This is a genomic window from Streptosporangium sp. NBC_01810, from assembly GCF_035917355.1.
Lineage (GTDB): Bacteria > Actinomycetota > Actinomycetes > Streptosporangiales > Streptosporangiaceae > Streptosporangium.
The window spans coordinates 1,092,764-1,119,027 of the sequence record NZ_CP109070.1 but is presented as its reverse complement, the minus strand read 5'-3'; the positions used below and the strand labels follow the sequence as shown (position 1 = coordinate 1,119,027).

23 protein-coding genes and 1 pseudogene are annotated in these 26,264 nt (G+C 67.8%); 9 read left to right on the top strand and 15 right to left on the bottom strand.

From position 1 onward, the window contains the following. Positions 1-2 precede the first annotated feature (2 nt). On the bottom strand, positions 3-1,232 hold the full coding sequence (locus OIE13_RS05100) for a trypsin-like serine protease (RefSeq protein ID WP_326642407.1): 1,230 nt from the start codon (positions 1,230-1,232) through the stop codon (positions 3-5). 394 nt (positions 1,233-1,626) lie between these two features. Next, positions 1,627-2,268, bottom strand: coding sequence for a histidine kinase dimerization/phosphoacceptor domain-containing protein (locus OIE13_RS05095; protein ID WP_326829606.1), 642 nt, complete (start codon positions 2,266-2,268; stop codon positions 1,627-1,629). A gap of 193 nt (positions 2,269-2,461) precedes the next feature. On the opposite strand from OIE13_RS05095, the gene OIE13_RS05090 reads away from it, so the two are divergent. Beyond that, positions 2,462-2,941 (top strand): NUDIX hydrolase, encoded by a 480-nt coding sequence (locus tag OIE13_RS05090; RefSeq protein ID WP_326642411.1) that lies wholly within the window; start codon positions 2,462-2,464, stop codon positions 2,939-2,941. A 42-nt stretch (positions 2,942-2,983) separates the two neighbouring features. Here OIE13_RS05090 and OIE13_RS05085 read toward each other — a convergent pair. Beyond that, a pseudogene (locus tag OIE13_RS05085) lies at positions 2,984-3,222 on the bottom strand (DUF397 domain-containing protein). A 133-nt stretch (positions 3,223-3,355) separates the two neighbouring features. Here OIE13_RS05085 and OIE13_RS05080 point away from each other — a divergent pair. Then, on the top strand, positions 3,356-4,174 hold the full coding sequence (locus tag OIE13_RS05080) for an alpha/beta fold hydrolase (protein WP_326642412.1): 819 nt from the start codon (positions 3,356-3,358) through the stop codon (positions 4,172-4,174). Positions 4,175-4,436: 262 nt separating this feature from the next. On the opposite strand, the gene OIE13_RS05075 is transcribed toward OIE13_RS05080, so the two are convergent. Together OIE13_RS05075 and OIE13_RS05070 are read right to left on the bottom strand one after the other, a co-directional pair. Continuing rightward, positions 4,437-4,679 (bottom strand): DUF397 domain-containing protein, encoded by a 243-nt coding sequence (locus OIE13_RS05075; RefSeq protein ID WP_326646852.1) that lies wholly within the window; start codon positions 4,677-4,679, stop codon positions 4,437-4,439. A 5-nt stretch (positions 4,680-4,684) separates the two neighbouring features. After that, entirely contained in the window at positions 4,685-5,539 is an 855-nt protein-coding gene (locus tag OIE13_RS05070; protein ID WP_326642414.1) for a helix-turn-helix domain-containing protein, read from the bottom strand. Between the two features lie 259 nt (positions 5,540-5,798). On the opposite strand from OIE13_RS05070, the gene OIE13_RS05065 reads away from it, so the two are divergent. Together OIE13_RS05065 and OIE13_RS05060 are read left to right on the top strand one after the other, a co-directional pair. Beyond that, entirely contained in the window at positions 5,799-6,206 is a 408-nt protein-coding gene (locus tag OIE13_RS05065; protein WP_326829605.1) for a hypothetical protein, read from the top strand. Between the two features lie 102 nt (positions 6,207-6,308). Next, complete coding sequence (locus OIE13_RS05060) at positions 6,309-6,620, top strand: DUF5709 domain-containing protein (RefSeq protein ID WP_326642417.1); 312 nt, start codon at positions 6,309-6,311, stop codon at positions 6,618-6,620. Between the two features lie 52 nt (positions 6,621-6,672). On the opposite strand, the gene OIE13_RS05055 is transcribed toward OIE13_RS05060, so the two are convergent. After that, positions 6,673-7,332 carry an HAD family hydrolase gene (locus OIE13_RS05055; RefSeq protein WP_326642419.1) on the bottom strand — a complete coding sequence of 220 codons (660 nt, stop codon included), beginning with the start codon at positions 7,330-7,332 and terminating at the stop codon, positions 6,673-6,675. Positions 7,333-7,549: 217 nt separating this feature from the next. Between OIE13_RS05055 and OIE13_RS05050 the strand changes: the two genes are divergently transcribed. Next, entirely contained in the window at positions 7,550-8,152 is a 603-nt protein-coding gene (locus tag OIE13_RS05050; protein WP_326642421.1) for a Uma2 family endonuclease, read from the top strand. A gap of 208 nt (positions 8,153-8,360) precedes the next feature. Continuing rightward, the gene (locus OIE13_RS05045) at positions 8,361-8,984 is read left to right on the top strand and encodes a Uma2 family endonuclease (RefSeq protein WP_326642423.1); all 624 of its coding nucleotides are present in this window, start codon (positions 8,361-8,363) and stop codon (positions 8,982-8,984) included. A 126-nt stretch (positions 8,985-9,110) separates the two neighbouring features. On the opposite strand, the gene hrpA is transcribed toward OIE13_RS05045, so the two are convergent. Then, positions 9,111-13,025: an ATP-dependent RNA helicase HrpA gene (gene hrpA / locus OIE13_RS05040; protein ID WP_326829604.1), complete on the bottom strand. Its 3,915-nt coding sequence runs from the start codon at positions 13,023-13,025 to the stop codon at positions 9,111-9,113. Between the two features lie 265 nt (positions 13,026-13,290). Next, positions 13,291-14,043, bottom strand: a complete 753-nt coding sequence (gene ppgK, locus OIE13_RS05035; RefSeq protein ID WP_326642426.1) for a polyphosphate--glucose phosphotransferase — start codon at positions 14,041-14,043, stop codon at positions 13,291-13,293. A 128-nt stretch (positions 14,044-14,171) separates the two neighbouring features. Between ppgK and OIE13_RS05030 the strand changes: the two genes are divergently transcribed. Continuing rightward, positions 14,172-14,681, top strand: a complete 510-nt coding sequence (locus OIE13_RS05030; RefSeq protein WP_326642428.1) for a hypothetical protein — start codon at positions 14,172-14,174, stop codon at positions 14,679-14,681. Between the two features lie 122 nt (positions 14,682-14,803). Here OIE13_RS05030 and OIE13_RS05025 read toward each other — a convergent pair whose 3' ends face one another. The 4 genes from OIE13_RS05025 to OIE13_RS05010 form a co-directional block, all read right to left on the bottom strand. Then, positions 14,804-15,835: a hypothetical protein gene (locus OIE13_RS05025; RefSeq protein WP_326829603.1), complete on the bottom strand. Its 1,032-nt coding sequence runs from the start codon at positions 15,833-15,835 to the stop codon at positions 14,804-14,806. Between the two features lie 19 nt (positions 15,836-15,854). Continuing rightward, on the bottom strand, positions 15,855-16,406 hold the full coding sequence (locus OIE13_RS05020; RefSeq protein WP_326829602.1) for a hypothetical protein: 552 nt from the start codon (positions 16,404-16,406) through the stop codon (positions 15,855-15,857). 391 nt (positions 16,407-16,797) lie between these two features. Further along, entirely contained in the window at positions 16,798-17,778 is a 981-nt protein-coding gene (locus tag OIE13_RS05015) for a LacI family DNA-binding transcriptional regulator (RefSeq protein ID WP_326642433.1), read from the bottom strand. 87 nt (positions 17,779-17,865) lie between these two features. Then, positions 17,866-19,503, bottom strand: coding sequence for an ABC-F family ATP-binding cassette domain-containing protein (locus OIE13_RS05010; protein ID WP_326642435.1), 1,638 nt, complete (start codon positions 19,501-19,503; stop codon positions 17,866-17,868). A gap of 326 nt (positions 19,504-19,829) precedes the next feature. Here OIE13_RS05010 and OIE13_RS05005 point away from each other — a divergent pair, with 326 nt between their 5' ends. Beyond that, positions 19,830-20,564, top strand: a complete 735-nt coding sequence (locus tag OIE13_RS05005) for a hypothetical protein (protein ID WP_326642436.1) — start codon at positions 19,830-19,832, stop codon at positions 20,562-20,564. Between the two features lie 196 nt (positions 20,565-20,760). On the opposite strand, the gene OIE13_RS05000 is transcribed toward OIE13_RS05005, so the two are convergent. Next, a complete protein-coding gene (locus tag OIE13_RS05000; protein ID WP_326642438.1) occupies positions 20,761-21,801 on the bottom strand; it encodes a family 2 encapsulin nanocompartment cargo protein polyprenyl transferase in 1,041 nt (346 codons plus the stop codon). A 210-nt stretch (positions 21,802-22,011) separates the two neighbouring features. Next, positions 22,012-23,397 (bottom strand): family 2B encapsulin nanocompartment shell protein, encoded by a 1,386-nt coding sequence (locus OIE13_RS04995; protein ID WP_326642440.1) that lies wholly within the window; start codon positions 23,395-23,397, stop codon positions 22,012-22,014. A gap of 491 nt (positions 23,398-23,888) precedes the next feature. Between OIE13_RS04995 and OIE13_RS04990 the strand changes: the two genes are divergently transcribed. Further along, positions 23,889-24,752, top strand: coding sequence for an NAD(+)/NADH kinase (locus tag OIE13_RS04990; protein WP_326642442.1), 864 nt, complete (start codon positions 23,889-23,891; stop codon positions 24,750-24,752). Positions 24,753-24,957: 205 nt separating this feature from the next. On the opposite strand, the gene OIE13_RS04985 is transcribed toward OIE13_RS04990, so the two are convergent. Then, positions 24,958-26,145, bottom strand: a complete 1,188-nt coding sequence (locus OIE13_RS04985; protein ID WP_326642444.1) for a hypothetical protein — start codon at positions 26,143-26,145, stop codon at positions 24,958-24,960. Positions 26,146-26,264: the final 119 nt, after the last annotated feature.

The following is a 26,264-nucleotide window of genomic DNA, read 5'->3' as shown; positions in this document are numbered from 1 at the left end:
CGTCAGTAGGTTCGCATCTGTATCGGGAAGTCCACCAGCGCGGTGTATATATCCTGGAATATCATGCTGCTCGAGCTCGATCCAGATGTCACGCCGACCGGATGAACCTGCCCGGCCGTGTCCGGGTAGAAAACCGGCCCCCCGCTGTCGCCGGAGCGCGCCCCTTGCCCGTAGATCTGATTGGCGCGGAACAGGCCGTAGTAGCACTCGTAGTTACCGTATGCGTCGTTACCACAGTAGGCATAATCGCCGCTGGTCACGACCTCGAAGTTACAGACCGCGCCGCTCGTCTGCCCGGACTGGCAGAGCCACTGTCCTTCGTACACGTGGTCCCAGCCTACGATACGCTTCGTGAACTCGGCTGAGGTGTTCCACCCTCCCGGCACTCCGCCGTCCCACATGTGCCTTCCCACGCCGTTCGGAGCATGAATCAGCGCCAGGTCATGGTCGGCTCTTTCGAGGACCGTTTGGCCGATGTTCACGGAGCGATTGCCGTTTTGCCAGTTTGTATACATACCGGTGCAGTGACCCGCGGTAAGCAGGTATTGAAAGCCGGGATTGCTCGTCGCCGCCACCGGCCATCCCGCGGTGCAGATCGGACCGTCGTCGCTTACAATACGCATTCCTCCATAGAATGGCGCGGTGTCGTTCATGCGCCCGCTGGGAACCGCTCGCTCGACGATCTTGACCTCAATGGGCACGGAAGAGCCAAGCGAGTCGTATGTCTTACCGAGATCCCTTTTGGCTCGCGAGGTCTCGGCCTCGACGTAGACCCCGCTGCCGTCGGACTCTATACCGACAGCATGAAGTGGCCCGCGAGGGTTGTCGGCCAAGTCTTTCCTTATCGCCGCCGCAGTTCCCCTGAGCTCCTCCCGTGAGAATCGAGCCGAATCCACCTTCACCGGAGCGTTCAGACGCGCCTCGGCAAGAACCGGATCTATGTGAGCGGGAACATCGCCCTTCCACCAGACCTGAACGAAGCCGTCTTCCAGCTTGAGCCCGGCGAATCCCAGGTCTTTCGTGTCGGAAAGCACGGCGTCCATGATCGGCTTGGCTGCCCGCCGGAGTGGTTCCTGTACATCCATTCTTTTCTTCGTCTCGGGCGAGAGGTAGCTGAACGGCTCCTTCTCGATCTGCTCGCCGGGCTTTGGCGGATCGTCCGACGAGAGCGTGAGCGCATACGCCGAGGTGGCCGTATTGCTGACCGCGAGCGCGAGGGCGAGCAGCAGCATCGGAAGTTTAGGTAATCGCACCGGAGGCCTCGTTTCGTGGGGATCTGAATGCCGAGTCGATCACACTTCACGGAAACGATCAACAGCTTGACATCGTTGTTTTCTGTGATAATCTTTTCGGCTTTCTCATTTCGATTCAAAAGAACGAATCAGGCGTCGCGATGACGTCGGCAAGACTACGAAAGGATTAATTTTCCTTTAAGGCTTGGATCGTGGCGAACTCGGGGAGTCTGATTCTGGAATCAGATCCGATTGCCGCGGATACGCGATCAGCGCGACGCCCGCGGTGACCCCCCACCAGTCCTCGGGACGGACGAAGAACGCAGCGGAGCGCCCCCTCGACCGGAGCCCGGCGCACCTCCCTCGGACCGAATCCGGCCGCGCATCTCCCCCTTCAGGTGGAGCGCGGTCGTACGAGCCCCACGTCGTACGCCAGTACGACGGCCTGGACCGTACCAGGCCGTACCACGGCCAGCAGGCGGCGCAGCTCCCCGAGCGCCTCGCGCCCCGCCGACTCGATCGAGCGCAGCGCGGCGCGCGCCTGGTCCGGGCGCTCGTCGAAGACGTCGACGGCGGCGGCCTGCACGACGATGACCGAGACACTGTGCGCGATCACGTCGTGCAGCTCGCGCGTGATCCGCGCCTGCTCCTCGCTGACCACCCGGCGCAACTCCTGGTCGATCGCCACCCGTCGGTTGCGTACGACCTCGCCGAGCGCCCAGGCGATGACCGGGGACGCCATCGCGAACCGCGTGTCCTCGGCGGGGCCGGTGAGGAAGTTCAGCGCGGTGAGACCGAGCAGCGCCGCGAGCGCGGGCAGCGACACCCGGGGCGACCGGGCGGCGGCCAGCGAGCCGATCGCGACCAGGCCCGCGAACGGGAAGATCCCCTGGGGTGCGAGAACGTGGGTGACGACCCCACCGGCGAGCGCGATCACCATCACCGCCACCGGAGTCGTGGCCGCCCAGTTGATCACCCGCCGGTTGAACCCGGCAGTACCCTCGCTGAACATGACGGACAGCCCTTCGCGGACCACGCGGCCAACCTTCCGTACCGCCACGTTCGCGGACGTTCTCCCCGTACTGTCTCTGGTCGAGTCGGCGTACCGGGGAGAGTCGAGCCTGGCCGGCTGGACGAGCGAGGCGCATCTGAGGAATCTCATCAAGGCCGACAGACGGCCTGGCGGGCCTTGCCCACGGCGGACGACTCGCGGCGGTAACGTGGCGGGGGTGAGCAATACCTACATCGAGCCCGCCGCCTGGTACGCCACTCTGCCCAGCGTGTTCATCTCCGCCTGCCTGCTGCTCACCGACGGTGAGGACCGGGTTCTGCTGGTCAAGCCCAACTACCGGCCGGGCTGGGGCTTCCCCGGCGGGGTCGTGGAGGACGGTGAGGCGCCCCATCACGCCGCGATGCGGGAGGTGGCCGAGGAACTCGGCGTGTCCGCCGAGGTGGGCGATCTCCTCGTGGTCCACTGGAGCCCGCCGTCGGGGGAACGCCCCCGCCCACTGATCACCTTCATGTTCGACGGCGGCGTCCTGAATGACCTCGGCCAGATCAGGTTGCAGGTTGAGGAGCTTGACGAGGCGGCGTTCCTCCCGTGGGATACCGCCGCCACCCTCCTTCCGGAGAGCGCCGCCACCCGCCTGCGCACCGCCCGCCTCGCCCTACGCGACCGACGCCCCATCTACCTGTCGGACACCGAGTAACCGACGGGCCGGTCCTGACAGACGAGGCGGAGGCATCACGTCTCAGCCGGAGAAGTCGAACTCCCCGTCCTTGACGCCGCCGATGAACGCCTCCCACTCGGCGCGGGTATAGACGATCACCTCACCATCAGGCCGATGACTGTGCCGCACCGCCACCCGCCCACTGCCGTCAGCCCACTGCCGTCAGCCAACGGCCCGGCCTCCACGCAGTTTCCGCCACCGTTGTCGCTTTTCGTACTGATGTGCCAGGCAACACCGACTAGCGCGGGTTGAGGTGGCAAAAGCCTTCCCTCGGCAAAAAGATGCCCTTGTTCGGCAGCCTGCGTCGGGGAGATCATGGAGCTCACGCACGCCACCTCGCCGGGCGGGGGGCGAGCCAGGGCCTGCCAGGCTGCCACCAAAGGAGAACACGCTGTGGACCAACAGCAGTTGAGCATCGCCGGTAACGACATCGCGTTCATCGCGTCGGAGGGCACTGGACGAGCCGTACTCCTCGTGCACGGAAACTCCTCATCCGCTCGCGTCTGGCAGCCCTTGCTGACCGGCTCCTTCGGACAGCGGTTCCGTTGTCTGGCACTTGATCTGCCCGGCCACGGCAGGTCGGCTCCCGCCAGGCACCCGGACGACTACTCACTGCCGGGGTACGCCGCGGTTCTTGCGGAGTTCGCCAGGAAGACGGGTGCCGAGGACGCCGTGATCGTCGGATGGAGCCTGGGAGGGCACATCGCCCTCGAAGCGGCGGCGGAGATGCCCGAGGCCGCGGGGTTCGTCGTCTTCGGTACTCCGCCGGTCGGCACCGCCGCTGACTTCGGCAAGGCATTCCTGCCGAATCCCGCCGTGAACGTGGGCTTCACCGCCGATGTCGACACCAAAGCGGCGGAGTCCTACGCCGGCAGCTTCCTCGCCCCCGGATCGGTCCTGCCGACGGACGAGCTCGTCGCCGACATCCTCGCCACAGACGGCACAGCCCGCACCAGCCTCTTCGCGACTCTCGGGAGTGGCGGATTCGCCGACGAGGTCGAGATCGTGGCTCAACTCACGCGTCCCATCGCGGTGCTGCACGGCGAGGGCGAACAGTTGGTCAGTCTGGACTACCTGCGCGGACTCGCCATGCCGACACTCTGGCGCGGCGCGGTACAACTCATACCGGGCGTCGGCCACGCCCCCCAGGTGGAAGCTCCCGAGAACTTGGCAGACATCCTTACCCAGTTCATCACCGACCTCTGCGGATGACCTAATAGGGTCTGGTCGGCTTCGGACGCGGCGGCGTGTCGGTCCCTTGCAGGCGAGGCGGAAGAGACACAGGGCCCCAGGTGGGACGGATGATATCCAATCATCGCTCCACCTGAGGCCCTGCCACTGGGCGACTCGCCGGGTCGACCTCCACCTGACCAGGCCCTACTAGTTCACCGGAGCTGGGCCTGCTGTGCTCCCGCATCGCGTTCACCGCAACTCTGCTGCCGTCGGGGAATATGTACGGTTCGCGCCGGGAGAATCAGACGCCGGGGAAGTCGAACTCCCCGTCCTTGACACCGCCGACGAACGCCTCCCACTCGGCGCGGGTATAGACGATCACCTCACCATCAGGCCGATGACTGTGCCGCACCGCCACCCGCCCACTACCATCCGCCAACGGCCCAGCCTCCACACAGCTTCCGCCGCCGTTCTCGCTCTTCGTGCTGATATGCCAGGCAACACCGGCCAGTTCAGCGGAGCTGGGCTTGCTGTGCTCTTGCATCGCGTTCACCGCATTTCTTCTGCTATTGCGGAGATGAGTTCGGCCGAGTCTTCGGGGCCGAGGGCGAGCTTCCGCAAATTATCGTACGTCAGCACGAAGCTCTCAGCATCGGGTGATTCCACGTAAATAGCGCCCTTCGGGGTCTCCGCATAGGCGACCTCGGGATAGGGATTCCTCATCGCCAGTATTCGGAAAGCACCTGTCGGGCTGGCATGCGCGCCAGCACTGAACGGGAGCACCCGGATCTCGATATCCGGCCGGGCGGCACATTCGATCAGATGGCGTAGCTGCGCCATCTGACATTCCGGCCCACCGACCTCACGGTGCAGCACCGCTTCATCGATGATCGCTGACAGGCGCGGAGGGTCATCACCTCGGAGGATCTCCTGACGAGTCATGCGCAACTCGACCCACCGCTCGATCTGCTGTTTTTCGGCACCGAACTCCGCCGCCGCGATCACCGCCCGCGCGTACTCCTGCGTCTGAAACAACCCGAGAAGCAGTGTGTTGTCAAAGGAGCGGATCTCGGCCGCGCGGGACTCCAGCCACACATAGTCGACGAACGCACCGGCGACCTCGTTGGCGTATCCGTCCCACCAACCTTTCTGCCAGACCTCCTGGCTGAGCTTGATCAGGCTCTCACGTCGCCTGCTGTCGGCCACCCCGTACAGATCGAGGAGGGCCAGCAGGTCCGGGCGCCGGATCGGATAACCGCCGGACTCGAAGCGGCTGACGGTGCCCGGATCGCGCTGCAGGTACTCGGCCACGTCCTTGAGGAGCAGATCGTTGGCCTCGCGCAGCTCTCGGAGTTGCTGACCAAGCCACTGAGAACGCAACGTGACCCACTTTGGAGCAGCCACACTCCTCCTTTCTGAACAGATCCACGCAAACCGGAAGCCAATTCAAACAATCAAGTTGGACAACTTGTGGAGCACGTATCGTGCATGCAACTATACCCAGAGTGAGAGAGCGATCACAATAAGTGCATGGTTCAGCAGTTACCGGTCAACCAGAGAGCCCTGTGGTCGCACGCACCCCAAGGAAGATAAAGAGACCGGGGCGGGCTTCGCTGACAGGCCACGCTCGCCCCGGCCCCGAAGCCGGAAGGAAGCACCCGAGATGGAGCACTTCAACGGTTCCGACTACCCGACTGTTTACCACGGCATGGTCTCGTGGCGCGGCGAGACCGGAGGAGGCGGAGGCGGTTTGTCCTGGCAGTCCGATTCGGCTCTCGGCAGGGAGGAGGTTCGGGCACTGGCCGGGGGACTGCCCCGCGTGTTCGCGCTGGTCCGGGAGGCCGAGGGAGAGGGTGAGGAGATCATCGCGCGGTTGGTGGCGTACGGGCTGGCCCTGCCGGGCGGCGACGCGGCCACCGTCGGCGCGACCCGGGGATTCGGCCGGTGGATGAGCGCGCAGAGCGCGGCCCACCGGCTCGGCTCCGGCCTCGTCTGGCTCGGCGACGGCGACGGCGACGGCGACGGCGACGGCGACGGCGACGGCGACGGCGACGGCGACGGCGACGGGTAACCGTACCCACTTGACACGAGATGGCTCGGCGGCCGAAGGGACTGCCGCCGAACCATGCTCTGACCTGTGGGTTTTCGGGCGCAGAACGGGTAAGGCCGCAATATGACGGAAAAGCCCCCGGACCGTGAAGGTCTAAGCGACGAGCAGGCGATAGAAGTCGAGGAGTGGACCGATGACCTCGGTCTGCACCACGAGATTCTTCCGAACGACCCCGAGCATCACGACACGCTTGACGAACGTCTCTGGCGCGAGGCCCCGAACCACGAGCGGGTCCCGCGCGAGGAGAACCGTCTGGTGGCGCCGGATGAGGGCATCGGCCCGGACGAGACGGCCGAGGAGTACGCCCGGGACGTCGGCCCCGACAGCGGAGACCTGTCAGCCGAGGAACGCGCCATCCACATCGAACCCGACTGATCCGGCCCTTGGCGATACCTTTCGCCGAGGATGCCGCCGGAGCCGTACGCGGTCAGCCGGCGGTCCTGCGAACCATTGCCTCGACGAGGCTGGGAAAGTCGTCGATGACGTGGTCGGCCTCGGCCGCCTCGGGGCGGGCGGCGTGCAGGTGACCCCACGGCCCCCGGCGGATCAGGGCGGTCCGCATTCCGGCCGCGCGGGCGGGCCGGACGTCGTTGTCGAGCCGGTCGCCCACGTAGAGGATCTCGCCGGCCTCGCGCCCCGACACCGCGACGACCTTCGCGAAGAAGCCGGGATCGGGCTTGGACACGCCCCAGCCGTCGGAGGTGTGGATCGCGTCGACGGGCAGATCCATCGCGGCCAGCGCGTCATAGGCCTGCGGCGGCTGGTTGCCCGCGATGATCAGCTCGTATCCGAGCCCACGCAACGCGGCCAGACCGAGCCGCACGTCCGGATAGAGGTCGTCGGCGTCGAAGTTCACCCGGAGCCCGGCGGGGTCGTCACGCTTCCACGCCTCCTGCTCGGCCTCGACGTCGAACCCGGGCCGCAGCAGCCGGAACGCGTCCTCGAACGACCGGTCGAGCGCGGCCATGCCGCCCAGCACGCCGAGCATGGTGAACCGGGTGACGCCGAGCCGGTCGGCCCAGCGCGACCAGATCCGCGTCTCGTCGATCAGCGTCTCACCCACGTCGAACACCAGCGCCTTGACCACGCCACCCCTTTCCCAAGCCCATCCGATCGTAGCCCGACCCGACAAAACGACATCAGGCGGGAGCATGACCGAACGGACGCGCCCGGACACCGGCACACCCGCCCCTCTGCCAACGCCCCGCCAAGCCGATCCATAACCGGAGGGCATGTGTCCCGTGTCCAAAGAGAGTCCGTGCGACACTTAGGGTGCTTGTTCGAACACGGAGGGGGATAAGTCAATGGCGACAACGACACGGGGACGTCCCTCACACCATGCTTCCCCGAAGGATCCGCCACCCGCCCGTACGGCGCGAGATCTCCTCGAAACGCTGCCCCCCACACCCGGCTTCCGTGCCGAAGTCATCGACGGGAGTCTGATCGTGAGCCCCGTGGGCACCCCCGAGCACAGCTGGAGCGCGACGCTCCTCTCCTACGCGTTGCAGCCGGTCGTCATGGAGCGCGACTGGCGCGCACACGTGGGCGGAGTGAACATCTGCATCGACGACCCCCGAGACAGCCTCATCCCCGACTTCGTCATCGCTCCCGCGAACTGCCCGCGTTGGGGCGCCCTGGAGCTGCGCTCCGCCGGTTTGATCATGGTCACCGAGGTCGTCTCCCCAGGGAGCGCCCGAACCGACCGCGACGACAAACCCCGCATCTACGCCACGGGCGGAGTGCCGATCATGCTGCTCGTCGACCCGATCGCCACCCCTGGGACGGCAACGGTTCTCAGCGACCCCGAGGACGGCGCCTACCAGACCATCACGCGCGTCCAGCTGGGCAAACCGCTCCGGATCCCCTCCCCCGTCGACTTCGACCTCGACACCTCGATCTTCCTTTGACGTCCTCCCCCACCTGAAGGCCGGAGCACCGGCCCACATTTCGGTGGCGGAAGGTCAGCGCGACACAGGGATTGCTTTCGACGCGCTCTCGGCCACGCTACGGCCCACAGCCGATCCACAATCGCCGCGCATTTCTCTCACGACCGGCGACATCCCATGGAACACTTAGAGTGCATGTTCGGACACGAAGGGATACACACTCATGGTGATGACAGCGTCTCAGCGATCCGTCTCGCGCACCGCGCCCCAGCCGCCCGCTCAGCCCGCCGCACCTGAGGACCGTCCGCTACCTCGCACCCCGAGGGAGATCTTCGAGTCCCTTCCCCCAACCCTGTGCCTTCGCGCCGAGATCATCGACGGGAACCTCATCGTGAGCCCATCTGGCATTCCCAAGCACGGCCGGATCGCCATGCGCCTCGCCTTTGCCTTGCAGCCCATCCTGGAGAAAAACGACTGGGAGAGTTTCGCGGGAAATGTCGATATCTGCATCGAGGGGCCACGTGACACTCTGATCCCCGATTACTGCCTGGTCCCCGTGGACGCTCCGCTCTGGGGCGATCGGGAGATCCTCTCCTCTGGGCTGATTCTGGTGGCGGAGATCGTCTCGCCCGGCTCCATGGAGATGGACCGCGCCACGAAGCCCCGGATCTACGCGGGCTGCGGCATCCCGATCATGCTGATCGTTGACCCCGTCGCCTCGCCACCGATGGTCACCGTCCTCAGCGATCCCGAGGACGGCAGCTACCGGACCATGACGCACACCGAGATGGGCAAGCCGCTCCGGATCCCCTCCCCCGTCGACTTCGACCTGGACACCTCGATCTTCCTCTAGCTCTCGCGATCCGGCGGAACCTCGGCCTGCGGCAATGGTTCCGCCGAAATCAAGCCGGAAACCTCGCGCACAACGCCGGAGCCAACAAGGCCTCCGGCGCCGACGGTTCACCCCCTGAGTGAACCGTCAGAGCTTCTCCATCGCCTTGCGGATGCGCTTGTCGGAGATCGAGTACGGGGTGCCGAGGGTCTGGGCGAAGTAGCTGACCCTGAGCTCCTCGATCATCCAGCGGATCTGCCGGACGTCGTCGTCGGAGCGGCGGGCCGGGGGAAGCTTCTCGACCAGCTCGTGATAGTCGTCCTCGATGTCGTGCACCTTGCCCATCCGCTCCCCGTCGCGGAACGCGTCCTCGTGCACCTTCTCCAGCCGCCGCTCGGCGCCCTTGAGATAGCGGAGCAGGTCGGGCAGACGCCTGTAGCCGGTCTCGGTGACGAAACCCGGGTAGACCAGGTTGGCCACCTGGTCGCGGATGTCCTCGATCGCCGGCGTTGAGCGAGACTCGGGCAGCAGCGTCGAGACGGTGTGCCAGACCTTGAGGATGCTCTCGACGCGAGCGACCACCTCGGCCGTGGTGTCGAAGAGTTCGGCGCGGACCGCCTCGTGCAGGGCGGTGAAGGCGGACTCGTCCCAGACCGGCCCGCCGTACTCGTTCATGAGGTGGTCGGCGGCGCAGGCGATGCAGTCGTCGAAGAGGGCGACGGCACCGGCGTGCGGGCTCCGGCTCAGGGCGAGCTTGGACTGGTTGCCGAGGCGGCCGAGCACCCATTTGGCCGGGGACGGGGTGTTGAGCAGCAGCAGCCTGCGAGTGCCCTCCCACATGGCCTGGCGCTGCTCGGCCTCGGTCTCGAACATTCGTACGGCCACGGTGACGCCCTCGTCGGCGAGCGCGGGATAGGCCTTCATCCTGCGCTGCTCGAACGTCTTGGGCAGCGCGCCCACGGTCCACCCCGTCAGGCCGGATTTCTCCAGGCCGTCGGCGGCCTTGGAGAGGGTCTGGCGGAGTTTGGGGGCGAGGCGCCGCTTGAGATCGGCCAGGTCCTTGCTCTCGGCCAGCTTCTGCTTGCGGCCGTCGGTCACCCGGAAGGTGATCTTGAGATGGTCGGGGACCAGGTCGGGTTGCCAGTCCTCGCGCGACACCTGGACGCCGGTCAGGTTGAGCAGTTCGCGCTCCAGCACCGCGAGCAGCGGTTCCTGGGTGGGCTTGGCCCGCTCCAGGGTCTTCTTGGCGTAGTTGGGGGCGGGAACGAAGTTGCGCCGGATGTTCTTGGGCAGGCTCCGGATGAGCGCGGTGAGCAGCTCCTCGCGCAGCCCCGGGATCTGCCAGTCGAAACCCTCGACGTTGACCTGGTTGAGCAGCGCGAGCGGGATGTGCGCGGTGACGCCGTCGGCGTCGGCGCCGGGCTCGAACTGGTACGTCAGCGGGAAGCGCAGGCCGCCCTGGCGCCACACGTCGGGGTAGTCGCGCTGGCTGACGTCGCCCGCCGACTCGCTGATCAGCATCGACTTCTCGAAGCTGAGCAGGTCGGGCTGGTCGGCGCGGACCTTCTTCCACCAGGAGTCGAAGTGGCGTCCGGAGACGACGTCGGCGGGAACGCGCTGGTCGTAGAAGTCGAACAGGGTCTCGTCGTCGACGAGGATGTCGCGGCGCCTGGCCCGCTCCTCCAGTTCCTCGACCTCTTCGAGAAGCCTGCGATTCTCGGCGAAGAAGGCGTGGTGGGTCTCCCAGTCGCCCTCGACCAGGGCGTGCCGGATGAACAGCTCCCGGCTCAGCTCGGGGTCGATGCGGCCGTAGTTGACCTTGCGCTGGACCACGATCGGCACCCCGTACAGGGTGACCTTCTCGTACGCCATCACCGAGCCCTGCTTCTTCTCCCAGTGCGGCTCGGAGTAGGTGCGCTTGATCAGGTGCGCGGCGAGCGGCTCGACCCACTCGGGTTCGATCTTGGCGTTGACCCGGGCCCAGAGGCGGGAGGTCTCCACCAGCTCGGCGGACATCACCCAGAGCGGCTGCTTCTTGGCGAGCGCGGAACCAGGGAAGATCGCGAACCTGGCGTTGCGCGCGCCGACATACTCCGTGAACGGCCTACGCGGCTCGGCCATCGGCCTGCGCGGCTCGTTCGTGCCGCGGCGGGCGCCGGGCTCCGCGGTCTTCTTGTCGATGTCCTTGACACCGACGTGGGAGAGCAGACCGGACAGCAGTGAGATGTGGATCTTCTGCTCGTCGCCGGGGGTGCTATTGAGGGCGACGCCGAGGGTCTTCGACGTCTGGCGTAGCTGGCCGTAGACGTCCTGCCACTCACGGACCCGCAGGTAGTTGAGGAACTCGGCCTTGCACAGGCGCCGGAACGCGCTGGAGGACAGCTCCTTCTGCTGCTCCTGCAGGTAGTTCCACAGGTTCAGGTAGGAGACGAAGTCGGACTCCTTGTCGGCGAAGCGGCGGTGCTTGTCGTCGGCGGCCTGCTGCTTGTCCGCCGGGCGCTCGCGCGGGTCCTGGATCGACAGGGCGGAGGCGATGACCATGACCTCGCGGACGCAGCCGTTGTGGTCGGCCTCCAGCACCATGCGGGCCAGTCGCGGGTCGACGGGGAGCCCGGCCAGCTTGCGGCCGAGCGGGGTCATCTGCCGCCCCTGGTCGAAGGCGCCCAGCTCCTGCAGCAGGTCGTAACCGTCCCTGACCTGGCGCTGGTCGGGCGGCTCGACGAACGGGAAGGCCCCGATGTCGCCCAGGCCGATCGAGGTCATCTGCAGGATGACCGAGGCGAGGTTGGTGCGGAGGATCTCCGGGTCGGTGAACTCCGGCCGGGTGACGAAGTCGTCCTCCTCGTACAGCCGGATGCAGATTCCGTCGGAGACGCGGCCGCAGCGGCCCTTGCGCTGGTTGGCCGAGGCCTGGGAGATCGCCTCGATGGGGAGGCGCTGGACCTTGGTGCGGTGGCTGTAGCGGGAGATGCGGGCGAATCCGGGGTCGACCACGTATTTGATACCGGGCACGGTCAGTGAGGTCTCGGCCACGTTGGTGGCCAGCACGACCCTGCGGTTGGTGTGCCGCTGGAAGACCTTGTGCTGCTCGGCGGCGGACAGCCTGGCGTACAGCGGCAGGATCTCGGCGTCCTTGCGTTTGGAGAGCGCCTCGGCTGTGTCGCGGATCTCCCGCTCGCCGCTGAGGAAGACCAGGATGTCTCCGGGCCCCTCGGCACACAGTTCGTCGACGGCGTTGCCGATCGCCTGGATCTGGTCGTCGTCCTCGGCGATCGGCCGGTAACGCACCTCAACGGGGTAGGTCCGGCCGGAGACCTCCACGATCGGCGCGTCGCCGAAGTGCTTGGAGAAGCGCTCGGGGTCGATGGTCGCCGAGGTGATGATCACCTTCAGGTCGGGGCGGCGAGGGAGGAGTTGCTTGAGGTAGCCCAGAATGAAGTCGATGTTGAGGCTGCGCTCGTGCGCCTCGTCGACGATCAGCGTGTCGTACTGGTCGAGGTCGCGGTCGTTCTGCAGCTCGGCCAGCAGGATGCCGTCCGTCATGACCTTGACGAGCGTGCCGTCGCTCACCTGGTCGGTGAAGCGCACCTTGTAGCCCACGGCGTCGCCGAGCGGGGTGTCGAGCTCTTCGGCGACGCGTTCGGCCACGGTACGGGCGGCGATGCGGCGGGGCTGGGTGTGCCCGATCAGCCCTCTGACACCCCGGCCGAGCTCCAGGCAGATCTTCGGTAGCTGGGTGGTCTTGCCCGAGCCGGTCTCACCGGCGACGATCACGACCTGGTTGTCGCGGATCGCCTCCAGGATGTCGTCCTTGCGCCGGCTGACCGGCAGCGCCTCCGGATAGGTGATCGCGGGGACGCCGGCGCGGCGCCGGGCGACCCGGCGTTCGGCCCGCTCGATGTCGGCGGTGATCTCGGTGGTGATCTTCTGCTGCGCGGCCCGGTTTCTGACCTTGCGGGCGCCGTCGAGCCTGCGTCGTAGCCGCCGCTGATCACGGAGCGTGAGCTCGGGCAGGCGCGCGTGCAGCTCGGAGAGCGGAGATGTCAAAGGAGGCGTTCCCATACTGAAACCCAGGATACTTTCGGCCCGCGCGTGAAGGCTCACGCGTGCCCTGCGAAGGCCCCCGTGTGAAGCCCCAACCGTTCATGCTGCCCGGCCCGCCGCTTCCCCGCATCCCAATATCCACCCCCACATCCACCCCCCGGATCCCCCACCGGGGAAAGAGAGCGGGTTTCGAACCCGATGAAAGTTTCAGAACCCTGTCCAGGACCGGTCCGGAATGGTGCTCCGGCCGGCCCCCGCCACGGCAGGATCCGCGAGAGGGGACCTAAGCGGTCCGGTTCCGTGGCTTTTGCAAGGTCGCCATGGCCGCGCCCACGATGCCCGCCTCGTTCTGGAGACCGGCGGGAACGATCGGGGTACGTATCTTGATCCGGGGCAGGAACCTGTCGGCTTTCTTGCTGACCCCTCCGCCGATGACGAACAGCGAGGGAGAGAAAAGCGCCTCAAGGTGTTCGAGATACTCGGCCACCCTGTCGGCCCACTCGTCCCAGCCGAGGCCGTGCGCCTCCCGCGCGTGGTCCGAGGCGCGCTTCTCGGCCTCCTTGCCCTTGAGCTCCAGGTGGCCGAGTTCGGTGTTGGGCACCAGACGGCCGTCCATGAGCAGGGCACTGCCGATCCCGGTGCCGAAGGTCAGCAGCATGACCACACCCGATCTGTCCCTGGCCGCCCCCACCGCCACCTCGGCCAGGCCCGCCGCGTCGGCGTCGTTGAGCACCGTCACCGACAGGCCGGTCTCCGCGGAGAACAACTCCCGCGCGTTCGTGCCGATCCACTCCTTGTCCACATTGGCGGCCGAGCCGACGACCCCGTCGACCACGACTCCGGGGAAGGTCACGCCCACCTGTCCGTTCCAGCCGAAGTGCCGGACGATCCGCACCACCACCTCGGCCACCGCTCTGGGCTTGGCGGGCTTCGGTGTGGGGATGCGCAGCCGCTCCCGTGTCAGCCGCCCCGTGGCGACGTCCACCGGCGCACCTTTGATTCCCGACCCGCCGATGTCGATTCCCAGTGCTTCCATGGGCCCACCTCCTGCCGCTCCTCTTCCCCCTGATCGACGGCTGATACTCGTTTGCAGATGGCGATCAACCCATTTGAAAGCAGCCTATTTCAGACTTTGGGCATCGCAGCCGGAAAGGAACCCTACCCATGATGACCATCCGTTCCCTGACAGGGCTCGCCCTTGCCGCCGTTCTCATCTCGATCACCCCGGCGGCCGCCCAGGCGGCGACCGGCCCGGCCGGTGAGGGCACGACGGCCGCGCGGAGCGCCACCCAGGGCACCATCCAGTGGAGCACCAAGTACGCTCCCGGCCGGAAGGCCAAGACACACGGCTCGCTGACGGTCTCCGGCGAGGACCACGCCGACATCCCCGCCGCCGCGACGAGCCGGATCTCCGGCAAGGTCTACGACCTGACCAAGGGGTCCTCGTGCGGCTGGGCGGTCTTCCGCCTCACCTACCGGACCGCGGGCGGGAACCTGCCGTTCAAGCACCACAGCGTCGTCGACTGCTCGTACGGCACCCCGAAGTCGTTCGCGTTCACCCAGCGCAACCTCTACCAGCTCGAACTGAAGGTCTGCTCGGGGGCCAAGGCTTCCAAGCCCTCAGTGAACTGCCTGTACGCGGGTAGCTGGAAGGTCCTCTACGTCTCGAAGTGACCGGCGGCCAGGGTTTCCCCCCGGCCTCCCGGCAAGGTCCTCTACGTCTCGAAGTGACCGGCGGCCAGGGTTTCCCCCCGGCCTCCCGGCATGGCCGCCGGGCCCGCCCCTCGCTGAGAGCGTCAGCTCGCCGGGGAAACGGCCCGGCGCCTGCGGCGTACCGCGAAGCCGAGGACGGTGGCGGGCAGCACGACCAGCCCCGCGATCAGCCCCGCCAGGGGCAGGTAGTCCTGGTCGGGCGTGACGGACGAGCCCGTGCCGGTCGCGGGGAAGGTGACGGTGGCGGTGACCATCCGTTTCACCATGCCGCTCATCAGGGTCAGCCGTACCTTCCAGGGGCCGTCCGGTACCTGCTTGTCCAGGGTCACGCTCACCGGAGCGGCGGAACCCGGAAGCAGCGTGACCCCCAGATCGGCGGGGAAAGGCCCGGCCTGCAGGCCGCTGGGCCCGTCGGACAGCGACAGCGTCCCGCTCATGTCCAGCGTCCGCTTACCGGTGTTACGGATCAGTACCTCCAGTTGCGGACTACCGTCCGGGGCGCGCTTGGGCGTCAGATTCTCGATCCGGAAGTCCGAGGGCGGCTCACCACCGCTCCCGACGTCGAGGTAGACGCGGATCCCGACACGATTGATGACGCGCACCGGGTTGGCGTCGTCGGATTCGGCCATGCTCTCCGCCCAGACGACGCCGTACCGCTCGCCCCGCGAGGCGGCGGGCGGCACCTTGATCGTCACCTGCGCGATCTCCTTGGCGCCCGGTGCCACGTCGATCGAGGGACGGTCGAGTGACATCCAGCTCGCCAACTCGTTCTGGACCTGGCCCGGTGGCGCGCTGAAAGCATTCCGCACGATGTCGGCACTGGCCGGATACAGGCTGATGTGCTGGGCCCTCCTGGAGGTGTTGGACACCTCCAGCTTTCGCTGGATGGTGGTGCCCGGATGGAGATGGTCGACGATGTAGGAGAGCGCACGCGGGTCGTTGCGGTGGCTGACCGGCGCCTCAAGGAGACGGATGCCGATCGTGCCATGGGGGTCGGCGGCGACCGGGCCCGTTGTGACCAAGCCCGTTGTGACCGGGCTCGTTGTGACCGGGCTCGTTGTGACCGGGCTCGCGCCGGCCGCGCTGGAGGACAACGCGGCCAGCAGCGTCAGCATGAACGATCCAGCGAGCCGGTTATGCCACCTGATGTGTCACCGTACCGCTGTAGGTGCCCAGCTCGGTCGTGATGGGGACGTTGACGATCAGAGTGGGGTTCCAGGTGGCCGTGCTGCCGCCGGTGCCCCCCGTGTGGCCGAAGGCCGTCACGGCGGTCTCCGTCGTACCGGTCAGGGCGATGGCGTCGCCTGCCGTGAGCTGTCCCGGGGTGAAGGTGCCGCCGCCGGTGGTGGCGGTCGCCGGACCTGACCAGTACTGCACCGCGGCGAAGGGAACGGTCAGGGCGTCGACGGTGAAGTCCGTCGCGAACACCGACGCGGTCCAGACCGAGGTGGCCCCGCCACGGGTGTCGGAGACCGACACCGGGCCGATCTGCCCGGTGACCGAACCGGCCGGAGGAGCGGAGCCGATGTTGATCGGACCGACCGGCGCGGTGATGTCCAGGCTTCCCGCCGACACGGTGAACGTGACGATGGTGTCGGCGCTGGGGGCCGCCACCGCCGGAGCCGCCAGGATGAACAGCAGGACGCCCGCACCCGCTGAGGTGAGTGCGGCGAATCTCTTACGCAAGGTCTCTTCCTTCCGAATGACGGAGCATGTCCTCGGGGGGGACGAGCAAGCATTGGATCTTCCACACCCGCTCCGATCACCTTAAGAGATCAGCAACTACACAGCGTGACCGAAATGGCAAAATGGCGACCCACAGATGGCCCGGTAACGCCCAAAGGGCCGGACAGGCCCCGCGACGCCCCAGAGTGAGCACATCGCCCTTCGGCGGGCCGACCCGAGATGGGAACCGGCCCGAGGCGGAAACCGATCCGGATTCGCAAGGAAAGAGTTATTTTTTGGAAATCACCAATATTAAGCGTCTACCTCTAGAGCACATTTCCGTAATATTCCAATGTAAATTTCCAAGCTCACGACAAACGCTTACGAGAACAGCGATGGCCGGCGAGTTCCCTCAGCGCTTCACCGGGCCTGTCGAGGCCCTGACCACCAGCTCGGGCTCGAACAGCAGCTCGTCGGCCGGGACCAGCGCCTTGTCGATCTGGGCCGCGAGGAGGTCGACGACCGCGCGGCCCATCGCGTCGATCGGCTGGCGCAGCGTCGTCAGCGGCGGGTCCGTGCAGTTCATCAGCGCGGAGTCGTCATAGCCGATCACCGAGACGTCGCCGGGCACGGAGAGGCCCGCCCTGCGGGCCGCCCTGATCGCCCCCAGGGCCATCACGTCGCTGGCGCAGATGACGCCGGTCACACCCCTGCGTATCAGCCGCGCGGTCGCCGCATGCCCGCCTTCCAGGGAGAACATGGTGTGCTCCACGAATTCCGGGTCAAGCCCCGCCGCGTCCAGCTTGCGCTGTGAGGGCACGTGGTCGGGGGGTCCGAGCACCATGCCGATCCGCTCGTGGCCCAGCGACCGCAGGTGACCGAGCGCCATCTCGGCGGCGACCACGTCGTCGCAGGAGACCTGCGGGAAGGCGAGGTGCGCGACCGCGGCGTTCACCAGCACGGTCGGCAGGCGCCGCTCCCGCAGCAGCTCGTAGTGCTCGTGCGAGGCGTCCGCCTGGGCGAACAGACCTCCGGCGAACACCACGCCCGACACCTGCTGCTGGAGCAGCAGGTCGACGTACTCCGCCTCGGAGACGCCGCCCAGGGTGCGGGTGCACAGCACGGAGGTGAACCCCTGCTGGGCCAGTGCCCCACCGACCACCTCGGCGAAAGCGGGAAAGATGGGGTTCTGCAACTCGGGGAGCACGAGCCCGACCAGCCTCGCCCGGTCACCCCGCAGTTGGGTCGGCCGCTCGTAGCCGAGCACGTCGAGCGCGGTGAGCACGGCCTCGCGGGTCGCCTCGGACACCCCCGGCTTCCCGTTGAGCACGCGACTGACCGTCGCCTCGCTCATCCCGACCTTCTTGGCCACTTCTGCAAGCCGTCGCGTCATGATGAAACTATAAGGCAAAAGAAGCAATTACTTGCGTAAACTTGCGAAAGTTACGTCAAGAGTCAAGCGCCCGGATAGCCGCCCCGTTCAGCTTTCGGTGATCCGACCGGCGTCGACGTGGATCCGCCGGGTGGTGTGCACCGCGTCCAGCATCCGGCGGTCGTGGGTGACCAGCAGCAGCGTACCGGGGTAGGAGGCGAGCGCGGACTCCAGCTGTTCGATCGCGACCAGGTCCAGGTGGTTGGTCGGCTCGTCGAGCACGAGCAGGTTCACCCCGCGTGCCTGGAGCAGCGCCAGCGCGGCCCTGGTCCGCTCCCCCGGCGACAGGGTGACGGCCGGGCGCGGCACATGCGCGGCGCGCAGCCCGAACTTGGCCAGCAGGGTACGGACGTCGGCGGGGGCCATGTCGGGCACGGCGGCACCGAAGGCGTCCACCAGGGGCTCATCACCGAGGAACAGCCCACGCGCCTGGTCCACCTCGCCGACGACCACGCCGGGACCGAGCGAGGCGTCCCCCTCCTGGAGCGGGATCCGGCCCAGGAGCGCGGCGAGCAGCGTGGACTTGCCGGAGCCGTTGGCGCCGGTGACGGCCACCCGGTCGGCCCAGCCGACCTGCAGGTTCACCGGGCCGAGAGTGAACGCGCCACGCCGGACCACGGCCTCGCGCAGCGTCGCGACGACGGCTCCGGAGCGGGGGGCCACCGCGATCTCCATCCGGAGCTCCCACTCCTTGCGCGGCTCCTCGACCTCCTCCAGCCGCTCGATCATCCGCTCGGTCTGGCGGGCCTTCGCGGCCTGCTTCTCGGTCGTCTCGCTACGGAAGCTGCGGCCGATCTTGTCATTGTCCGGCGCCTTGCGCCGTGCGTTCTTGACGCCCTTCTCCATCCAGGCCCGCTGGATCCCGGCGCGCTGCTTGAGGGAGGCGACGGTGCCGGCGTACTCCTCGTACTCGTCGCGGGCGTGCCTGCGGGCGACCTCGCGCTCGGCGAGGTACGCCTCGTAGCCGCCGCCGTGGAGGCGGATCAACTGCTGGGCGAGGTCGAGTTCGACGACCCGGTTCACTGTCCTGGCCAGGAACTCACGGTCGTGGCTGACGAGGACGGTCCCGGCACGCAGGCCCGCGACGAAGCGTTCGAGCCGCTCCAGACCCTCCAGGTCGAGGTCGTTGGTGGGTTCGTCCAGCAGGAAGACGTCGTAGCGGCTGAGCAGCAGAGAGGCCATGCCCGCCCGCGCCGCCTGACCTCCGGAGAGCGCCGTCATCGGCCTGTCGAGCTCCACCGCGAGGCCGAGTTCGGCGACGACCTCCCCCGCCCGGTCCTCCAGGTCGGCACCGCCCAGGGCGAGCCAGCGCTCCAGACCGACGGCGTACTCGTCGTCGGCACCCGGGCGGCCCTCGACCAGCCCCTGGGTCGCGGCGTCCAGCGCGCGCTGCGCGGCGGCCACCCCGGTGCGGCGGGCCAGGAAGTCCGCGACCGTCTCATCCGCCCGTCGCTCGCGCTCCTGCGGCAGGTAACCGACCGACGCCGACGGTGGGCTGAGCCGTACGGAGCCGTGCTCGGGGGGCAGCAGCCCGGCGAGGATACGCATCAGGGTGGACTTCCCCGCGCCGTTCACACCGACCAGGCCGACGACGTCGCCTGGGGCGACCACCAGGTCGAGCCCGGCGAAAAGCGCTCGGTCGCCGTGTCCGGCGGCCAGATCCTTGGCGACGATGGTGGCACTCATGCGTAAACGCTATCCGCCCGCGGAGACCGCAACGTCACGTCCGATATGTCCGATTGGCACTCCATCCCACCCCGAGCGGGCGCCACACGCCACCGCAACCCTTATTCCCGACAAATCGGACATATCTCTTTTAGTGGAAAAACTTTTCTGACGACGGCGATCGGCGATTGACCTGCCCATTTCCGCGGAGAAACGTTACTTTACGGAGACTTAGCGCCACTTTTTTTGGGACTTCGGGCAACATCACTTACTTCTAGGCCGTCTTATGGGGAGAAGACGGTCACTCCCGACCGCCTCCGTCAACGGGGAGAAAAGGAATTATCTTCATGAAACGAATCGCCATCGGCCTGCTGTCCGCGGCCGTGAGCGGCTCGCTGCTCATGTCCGCCGGAACGGCCTCCGCGGAGCGAGTCGCCCTCAGCGTGCGCATCGACAGCGTCAACCCGAATCCGGTCGTCGTGACGGGTGACGACGACACGAGAGTCACCATCGAGGTCCGCACCACCGAGGCCACCCGCGTCGAACTGCGTCTCAAGCCGGTCAGCGACCAGCTCCGCACCCAGGACGCACGCAAGCCCCGGATCTTCCACCAGGGCGACCTGTGGCGCTTCACGACCAGCTTCGACGCCTCCGACTTCGAGGGCCGCTGGGTCGCGATCGCCGACGCGTACAACAAGGACGGCAAGAAGGTCACCGACGAGGTCAACTTCTCCGTCAAGCACGAGAAGAAGGAGAAGGCCGAGACCCGCGTCTACCGGTTCTCCGCCGATCCCAACTCCGTCCGCAAGGGCCGCTCGGTCTACTTCACCGGCCGTCTCCAGGTCGACGACCACTACTGGAAGGGCGCACGGGGCGAGGAGGTGGAGATCTACTTCCGCAAGCGCGGCTCCAGTGCCTGGAAGTACGTGACCTCCGCCGACACCGGCTGGAAGGGCACATTCCGTGCCAAGGCCCGCGCCACCAAGAGCGGTGAGTACCGCGCGATCTTCGACGGGACCGACGACCTCTCCGAGAGCAGGAGCCGGTCCGACTGGGTGCGCGTTTACAGCTATCACCGATAGGCCGGTCTGACGGCCGGTCTGACGGCCGGTCTGACGGCCGCGCCGCGGCCGGACGGCAGCCGACGGCGGAAGCCCGGGACACCCCGGACTTCCGCCGTCTCCGTGCGACACCGTCTCCGTGCGACACCGTCTTCGCGCATTCCCGGCTCCGGATGGCGAGGGCTCCGCTCAGACGGCTCCGCTCGGACGGCTCCGGTCAGCGGTCGCGGCGGGTGACGAGACGGGCGAGTTCGGCCAGCTCGGCGGCGGGCCGGGGCAGCGCGCCCGCGGACCGCAGATGACGTAGGGCCCGCGCGAGCAGCTCATCGGCCTCCAACTGGGTCCAGGCCCGCCCGCCCGCGGTCTCGACGAGCTCGGCCGCGCGGGTCAGGTCGGTGTCGGAGAGCGGCTGCTCTCGGTGGTAGAGACCGGCCAGTTCCTGTCCGGCCGGGGTGCCCGAGGTCAGGGCGGCGACGACCGGGATGGACTTCTTCCGGCTGCGCAGATCCGAGTAGACCGGCTTGCCGGTCACCTCGGGATCTCCCCAGATGCCCAGCAGGTCGTCGACGAGCTGGAACGCCAGCCCCAGGTCCCTGCCGAAGGCCGCGAGGTGCTCGACCTGCTCGGGGCCGCCGCCTCCGAACAGGGCGCCGAGCCCGCAGGCGCACCCCAGCAGGGCGCCGGTCTTGCCCGCCGCCATGCCCAGGCACTCGGCCGGCCCGACGTCATGGCGTCCCTCGAACGCGACGTCCGCGCTCTGGCCCTCAAGCAGCTCCTGGACCGCTGCGCTGAAGACCCGTGTCGCCTCGGCGGTGATCGAGTGCCCGCCGGTCGCGAGCACGTCGAAGGCCAGCGTCAGCAGCGCGTCACCGGCCAGGATGGCCGGGCTGACACCGAAGACGGCCCAGGCCGTGGGACGGTGGCGGCGGGTCCGGTCACCGTCCATCACGTCGTCGTGCAGCAGGGAGAAGTCGTGCACCAGCTCGACCGCCGCCGCCGGACGGAGCGCCAGGGCCGCGGCGCCCCCGACGGCCTCGGCCGACAGCAGGGCCAGCGCGGGACGGAGCGCCTTGCCCCCACCGGTCGCGGACGGTCGGCCCTGCTCGTCCCACCAGCCGAAGTGGTAACCGGCGATGTGCCTCATCGGGGCCGACAGCGTGTCGGTCGCCGGACGCATGGTCGTCTCGACCATGTTCCGGCTCCAGGCCAGCACCTCGTCCGCGGACCGCCCGTCCGTCCTCATCTCAGTGGTCGTCATCCGATACCTCCAGTTCGTGACGGCTAGGGCTGGTCAACAGGGGGCTTCGAAGCGCATCGCTGCGCCTCAAGCCCCCTCCCTCAGGAGAGGGTCGTTGACTCGGCCGTTCCAAAAAGCGATGCGGCCGGAACGGCCGAGGTGCCGGGGCCGGGCGGCCCGCGGGAAACGTGTCCGTCAGGACCGGAGACCTCGGCCACTGAGGCCGAGGTCTCAGTGGCCGATCTCGACGTCTTCCAGGATGCCGAGCGCGTCGGGCACCAGGACGGCCGCGGAGTAGTAGGCGCTGACCAGGTAGGAGATGATCGCCTTCTCGCTGATGCCCATGAACCGGACCGACAGGCTGGGCTGGTACTCGTCGGGAATGCCGGTCTGGTGCAGGCCGATGACGCCCTGGTTGTCCTCGCCGACGCGCAGAGCCAGGATCGAGGTGGTGCGGGTGTCGGTGATGGGGATCTTGCTGCAGGAGAAGATGGGGACGCCGCGCCAGGCGGGCACCCCGCTACCGCCGACGTCGACGCCCTGCGGGTAGAGCCCGCGCGCGTTGCACTCCCGGCCGAAGGCGGCGATGGCGTGGGGGTGGGCCAGGAAGAAGCTCGTGCTCCTGCGGCGGCTGAGCAGCTCGTCGAGGTCGTCGGGGGTGGGCGGCCCGCTGCGGGTGTGAATCCGCTGCTTGAGATCGGCGTTGTGCAGCAGCCCGAACTCGCGGTTGTTGATCAGCTCGTGCTCCTGCCGCTCGCGCAGCACCTCGATCGTCAGCCGGAGCTGCTGCTCGATCTGGTCCATCGGGTCGTTGTAGAGGTCGGCCACCCGGCTGTGCACCCGCAGGACCGTCTGCGCGACGCTCAGCTGGTACTCGCGCGGGCTGAGCTCGTAGTCGACGAACGTGCCCGGCAGGTCGGCCTCTCCCGCGTGCCCGGCGGCCACCTCGACGGCGGCCTCGCCGTACTTGTTCTGCGGCCCGCTGGTGGCGGTCTCCCGTCGCCGCAGGTGGGCCTGGAGCTCCTCGGAGCGCTCGGCCAGCTCCAGGAACGCGTGCCGGGGCAGGACCATCGCCGTGCCGCTGGTGACCGCCCTGGCGGTGAACGGCCACTCGCTGTCCGCGCCGACCAGCGTCTCGTCGCCGAAGTGGTCGCCCGCGGCCAGCACCGTCAGCACGATCTCGTCGCCGTACGGCCCGGCGCCGACCTTGTTGACCTTGCCGTGCGCGATGAGCACCACCTCGTCGGCCGGCTGCCCCGACTCCGCGAGCACGTCGCCGGCCCGGAACTCCCGCTGGACGAACCGGCCCGCCAGCGCGTCGAGGGTGCCGGAGTCGTCGAACCCGCGCAGCAGGGGCAGCTCACACAACTCGGCGGGGATGACCGTCACCTGCGATCCGGCGTTGCTGAAGCTCACCCGCCCGTCGCCGATCGTGTAGGACAGCCTCCGGTTGACGCGGTAGGTGCCGCCCGACACCTGTGTCCAGGGAAGCATCCGCAGCAGCCACCGTGAGGTGATCTCCTGCATCTGGGGAGTCGACTTGGTCGTCGTCGCCAGGTTACGCGCGGCGTCCGTACTCAGACTCAGCTGCGACCGGCCAGCCTCGAACTCCGTCACAACACACACCACCGATCCGTGCTCGTACTGACAGGGGGAAAGCGAAGAGATGAATCAACCAGGAGGAAACATCAGTTAACCGCTATGGAAACGGCAAAACCGACCTCCCGATGCGCGGTTCCAGATTCGCTCCGCCATCGTGGGCGCCTCAATTTTGGGTGGCCCTTAAATATCTTGTCAAGCATTGAATACGATCGAGCCAATAATAAATAAAGGCGCCATCGCCAAATGCCCGAAAAATATTGAATGTCCCATTGATGGCTACGGTTCAGCTCACATGAAGGGGTTTGTGAACTGGGGATATCCGTTATTCCGGACATTGTGTGCTCATTTCCCCGGACGGCGGTTCCCATGGCGCGGAAAGACCGAGTTCGCCTCCCGCCTCCCGCCTCCCGCCTCCCGCGCGACAGCGCGCCGAGAGCCCTCCCGCCCCCTTCGCGCCAAGGATTTCCGGCGTACGGGCGATGGTGAATCCCCGTACAGTGTGAGCCATGGGGATGGTCAAAACCGTGGGGCTGGTTCTGCACCCGCAACGCGATTCGAAGGTGGCCATCGACACGATCGTGGAATGGGCCCGCGCCCGCGACGTCACGGTGCTCGGGCTGCCCGACGAGGTCGGGCGCATCGACTGCAGCGCGGTGTCCGTCGACAGCACCACCCTGGTCGACCGCGCCGACCTGCTCGTCAGCCTCGGCGGCGACGGCACGATGCTGCGCACCATGCGGCTCATCTCGGGGCGACGGACTCCGATCCTCGGCGTCAACCTCGGCAAACTGGGGTTCCTCGCGGAGATCGACGTCGACGAGCTGCCCTTCGCGCTGTCGGCCATCGACGACCACGCCTACACCGTCGAACCGCGGATGGCGGTGCGGGCCGCCCTGCCCGACGGCACCTCGGTGACCGCGTTCAACGACATCGCCCTGGTGCGGATACCGGGCCACAGGCTGTCGGCGGTGTCGATCGCCGTGGAGGGGCACCCCTTCGTGCGCTACGCGGCCGACGCGGTGATCGTCGCGACTCCCACCGGGTCGACCGCCTACAACTTCTCCGCGGGCGGTCCCATCGTGTCGCCGACGGTCGAGGGGTTCCTCGTGGTCCCGGCCGCGGCGCACTCGTCGTTCAACCGGGCCCTCGTGCTGTCGGCGGACGAGCGGGTCGTGCTCGGCCTGCTGCCGACGAGCGGCCGGCTGGCCCTGGAGGTGGACGGCTCGGTGGGCGCGCACCTGTCGCCGGGGGACGAGCTCACCGTCACCGCGATGCGCGCCGCCGCGTGGGTGGTCCGGCTCGGCACCACGAGCTTCTACGAGCGCGCCCGCCGCAAGCTCCGCGTCAACGGGAGCGCCGAGGTCGACTAGGCACGCCCACGGATCCTCACCGGGTCCGTGACGATCGTTCCGGCCCCACCCACGCCCATCGCCACCATCACCGGCCCGCTCGACAGCCCCGGCGGCGGCACTGCGACCGGAGGGCTTCGCCGACATCCTCGGCAGGAAGGCGAGTCGACCTGAGCCGCCCCCCGGCCGCGCTCGGCGGACAGGGGGCGAGCCGTTCGGTACGGGGTCAGCGTGCGGCGGACGAGCCGTTCGCGGACGAGCCGTTCACGGTCAGAACCTGCTCGGTCTCGATGGCGGGGAAGGTGCCGGTGTCGATGATCCCGTGCTCGTGGAAGGCCGCCTCCAGCAGCGCGTGAGCCTTGGGCTCCAGCTTCCACAGCGCCCGGTACTCGCGGGCGGTGGCCAGGGAGACGCCGGTCTCGTGGGCGATGTCCGTCGCACGGGGCACGAACTTCCGCTCGATCTGCTTGTCCCAGTACTCCCGCGCGGCACGCATCAGGGCCGCGCGCTGCGCCGTGTCGACGACCGGCGGCGGGCCGTCCAGCACCTGGACCTCGTCGTCATCGTCGTCGATGACCGACCGCCCCGCGGCCACCGCGGGGCGCACCGGCTCGGGCTCCGGGTCCCACGGCACCGGCGGGGACAGGTCGATCAGCGCGGAGGTGTTGTAGAGGGCGCCGATCTGGGAGAGCAGGGCCTCCTGGCGTACCGAGTCGACGGCCAGGCCGGTGTGCTCCACCGCCCGGTCCATGGCACGGTCCAGCTTGCCGAGAGCCACGCGCATCTTCCGCTCGGACGCCCCGGACTCGCGGAGCGCGCGGGCGCGCTTGGCCGCCAGCGCGACCCGGGTCAGCCTGCGGTGGGCGTCGACCTCACTCGCCGTACGGTCGCTGACCTCGGCCAGCCCGATGCGGACCAGCGCCCGCTCGGGGGTTAGCCGCCAGTTGATGCGCGCGCGCCCGCTGATGCGATGGCGTTCGATCGCCATGCCGCGCTCCCAGAGCCACGCCGCCACCAGGGGCGCGGCGAGCCGGAAGATGGCCTCGGCCATGCTGCGGGCGTCCATGCTGGACAGCACCGCGGTCAGGCCGGTGAGCGCCCACACCGCGATGCCGTCGATGCCGGCCGAGAAGTTCTCCCGCATGTTGCGGCGGGCCCGGACCGCGCTGGTGATGACGGCGACCTCGATGAAGGCGAAGAGCAGCAGCCGCAGCGGGCCGTCGAAGCCGAGCACGTCACCGGAGAAGCGCCACATGCCCTGGGCGGAGACACCCGTCGCGATGCTGGCGGCGACGATGGTGAGGATGTCCTCCACCGGACGAGGTGCGACATGGGAGTGGAAGAAGCGGACCGCCATTCGCAGGATGGCACGGAGCACGAAGTAGGACACGACCAGGAGCGCGAGAGCGAACACGCCGATGATGATCGTTAACACCGGCTGGTCGGATGCGAAGGTGGTGATTTGATCGATGGGGGGCATCAGTCACTGTCCGTCAGTCTCGATGTCCGACAGGATATCTACGCGATCATTCC

Bases quoted from the DNA above. Each gene is read 5' to 3' on its own strand.
- OIE13_RS05010 (WP_326642435.1), bottom strand. From the start codon at position 19,503: ATGAGTGCCACCATCGTCGCCAAGGATCTGGCCGCCGGACACGGCGAC.
- OIE13_RS05030 (WP_326642428.1), top strand. From the start codon at position 14,172: ATGATGACCATCCGTTCCCTGACAGGGCTCGCCCTTGCCGCCGTTCTC.
- OIE13_RS05065 (WP_326829605.1), top strand. From the start codon at position 5,799: ATGGAGCACTTCAACGGTTCCGACTACCCGACTGTTTACCACGGCATG.
- OIE13_RS05025 (WP_326829603.1), bottom strand. From the start codon at position 15,835: ATGCTGACGCTGCTGGCCGCGTTGTCCTCCAGCGCGGCCGGCGCGAGC.
- OIE13_RS05015 (WP_326642433.1), bottom strand. From the start codon at position 17,778: ATGACGCGACGGCTTGCAGAAGTGGCCAAGAAGGTCGGGATGAGCGAG.
- OIE13_RS05075 (WP_326646852.1), bottom strand. From the start codon at position 4,679: ATGCAAGAGCACAGCAAGCCCAGCTCCGCTGAACTGGCCGGTGTTGCC.
- OIE13_RS05060 (WP_326642417.1), top strand. From the start codon at position 6,309: ATGACGGAAAAGCCCCCGGACCGTGAAGGTCTAAGCGACGAGCAGGCG.
- ppgK (WP_326642426.1), bottom strand. From the start codon at position 14,043: ATGGAAGCACTGGGAATCGACATCGGCGGGTCGGGAATCAAAGGTGCG.
- OIE13_RS05005 (WP_326642436.1), top strand. From the start codon at position 19,830: ATGAAACGAATCGCCATCGGCCTGCTGTCCGCGGCCGTGAGCGGCTCG.
- OIE13_RS05000 (WP_326642438.1), bottom strand. From the start codon at position 21,801: ATGACGACCACTGAGATGAGGACGGACGGGCGGTCCGCGGACGAGGTG.
- OIE13_RS05045 (WP_326642423.1), top strand. From the start codon at position 8,361: ATGACAGCGTCTCAGCGATCCGTCTCGCGCACCGCGCCCCAGCCGCCC.
- OIE13_RS04990 (WP_326642442.1), top strand. From the start codon at position 23,889: ATGGGGATGGTCAAAACCGTGGGGCTGGTTCTGCACCCGCAACGCGAT.
- OIE13_RS05050 (WP_326642421.1), top strand. From the start codon at position 7,550: ATGGCGACAACGACACGGGGACGTCCCTCACACCATGCTTCCCCGAAG.
- hrpA (WP_326829604.1), bottom strand. From the start codon at position 13,025: ATGGGAACGCCTCCTTTGACATCTCCGCTCTCCGAGCTGCACGCGCGC.
- OIE13_RS05100 (WP_326642407.1), bottom strand. From the start codon at position 1,232: ATGCTGCTGCTCGCCCTCGCGCTCGCGGTCAGCAATACGGCCACCTCG.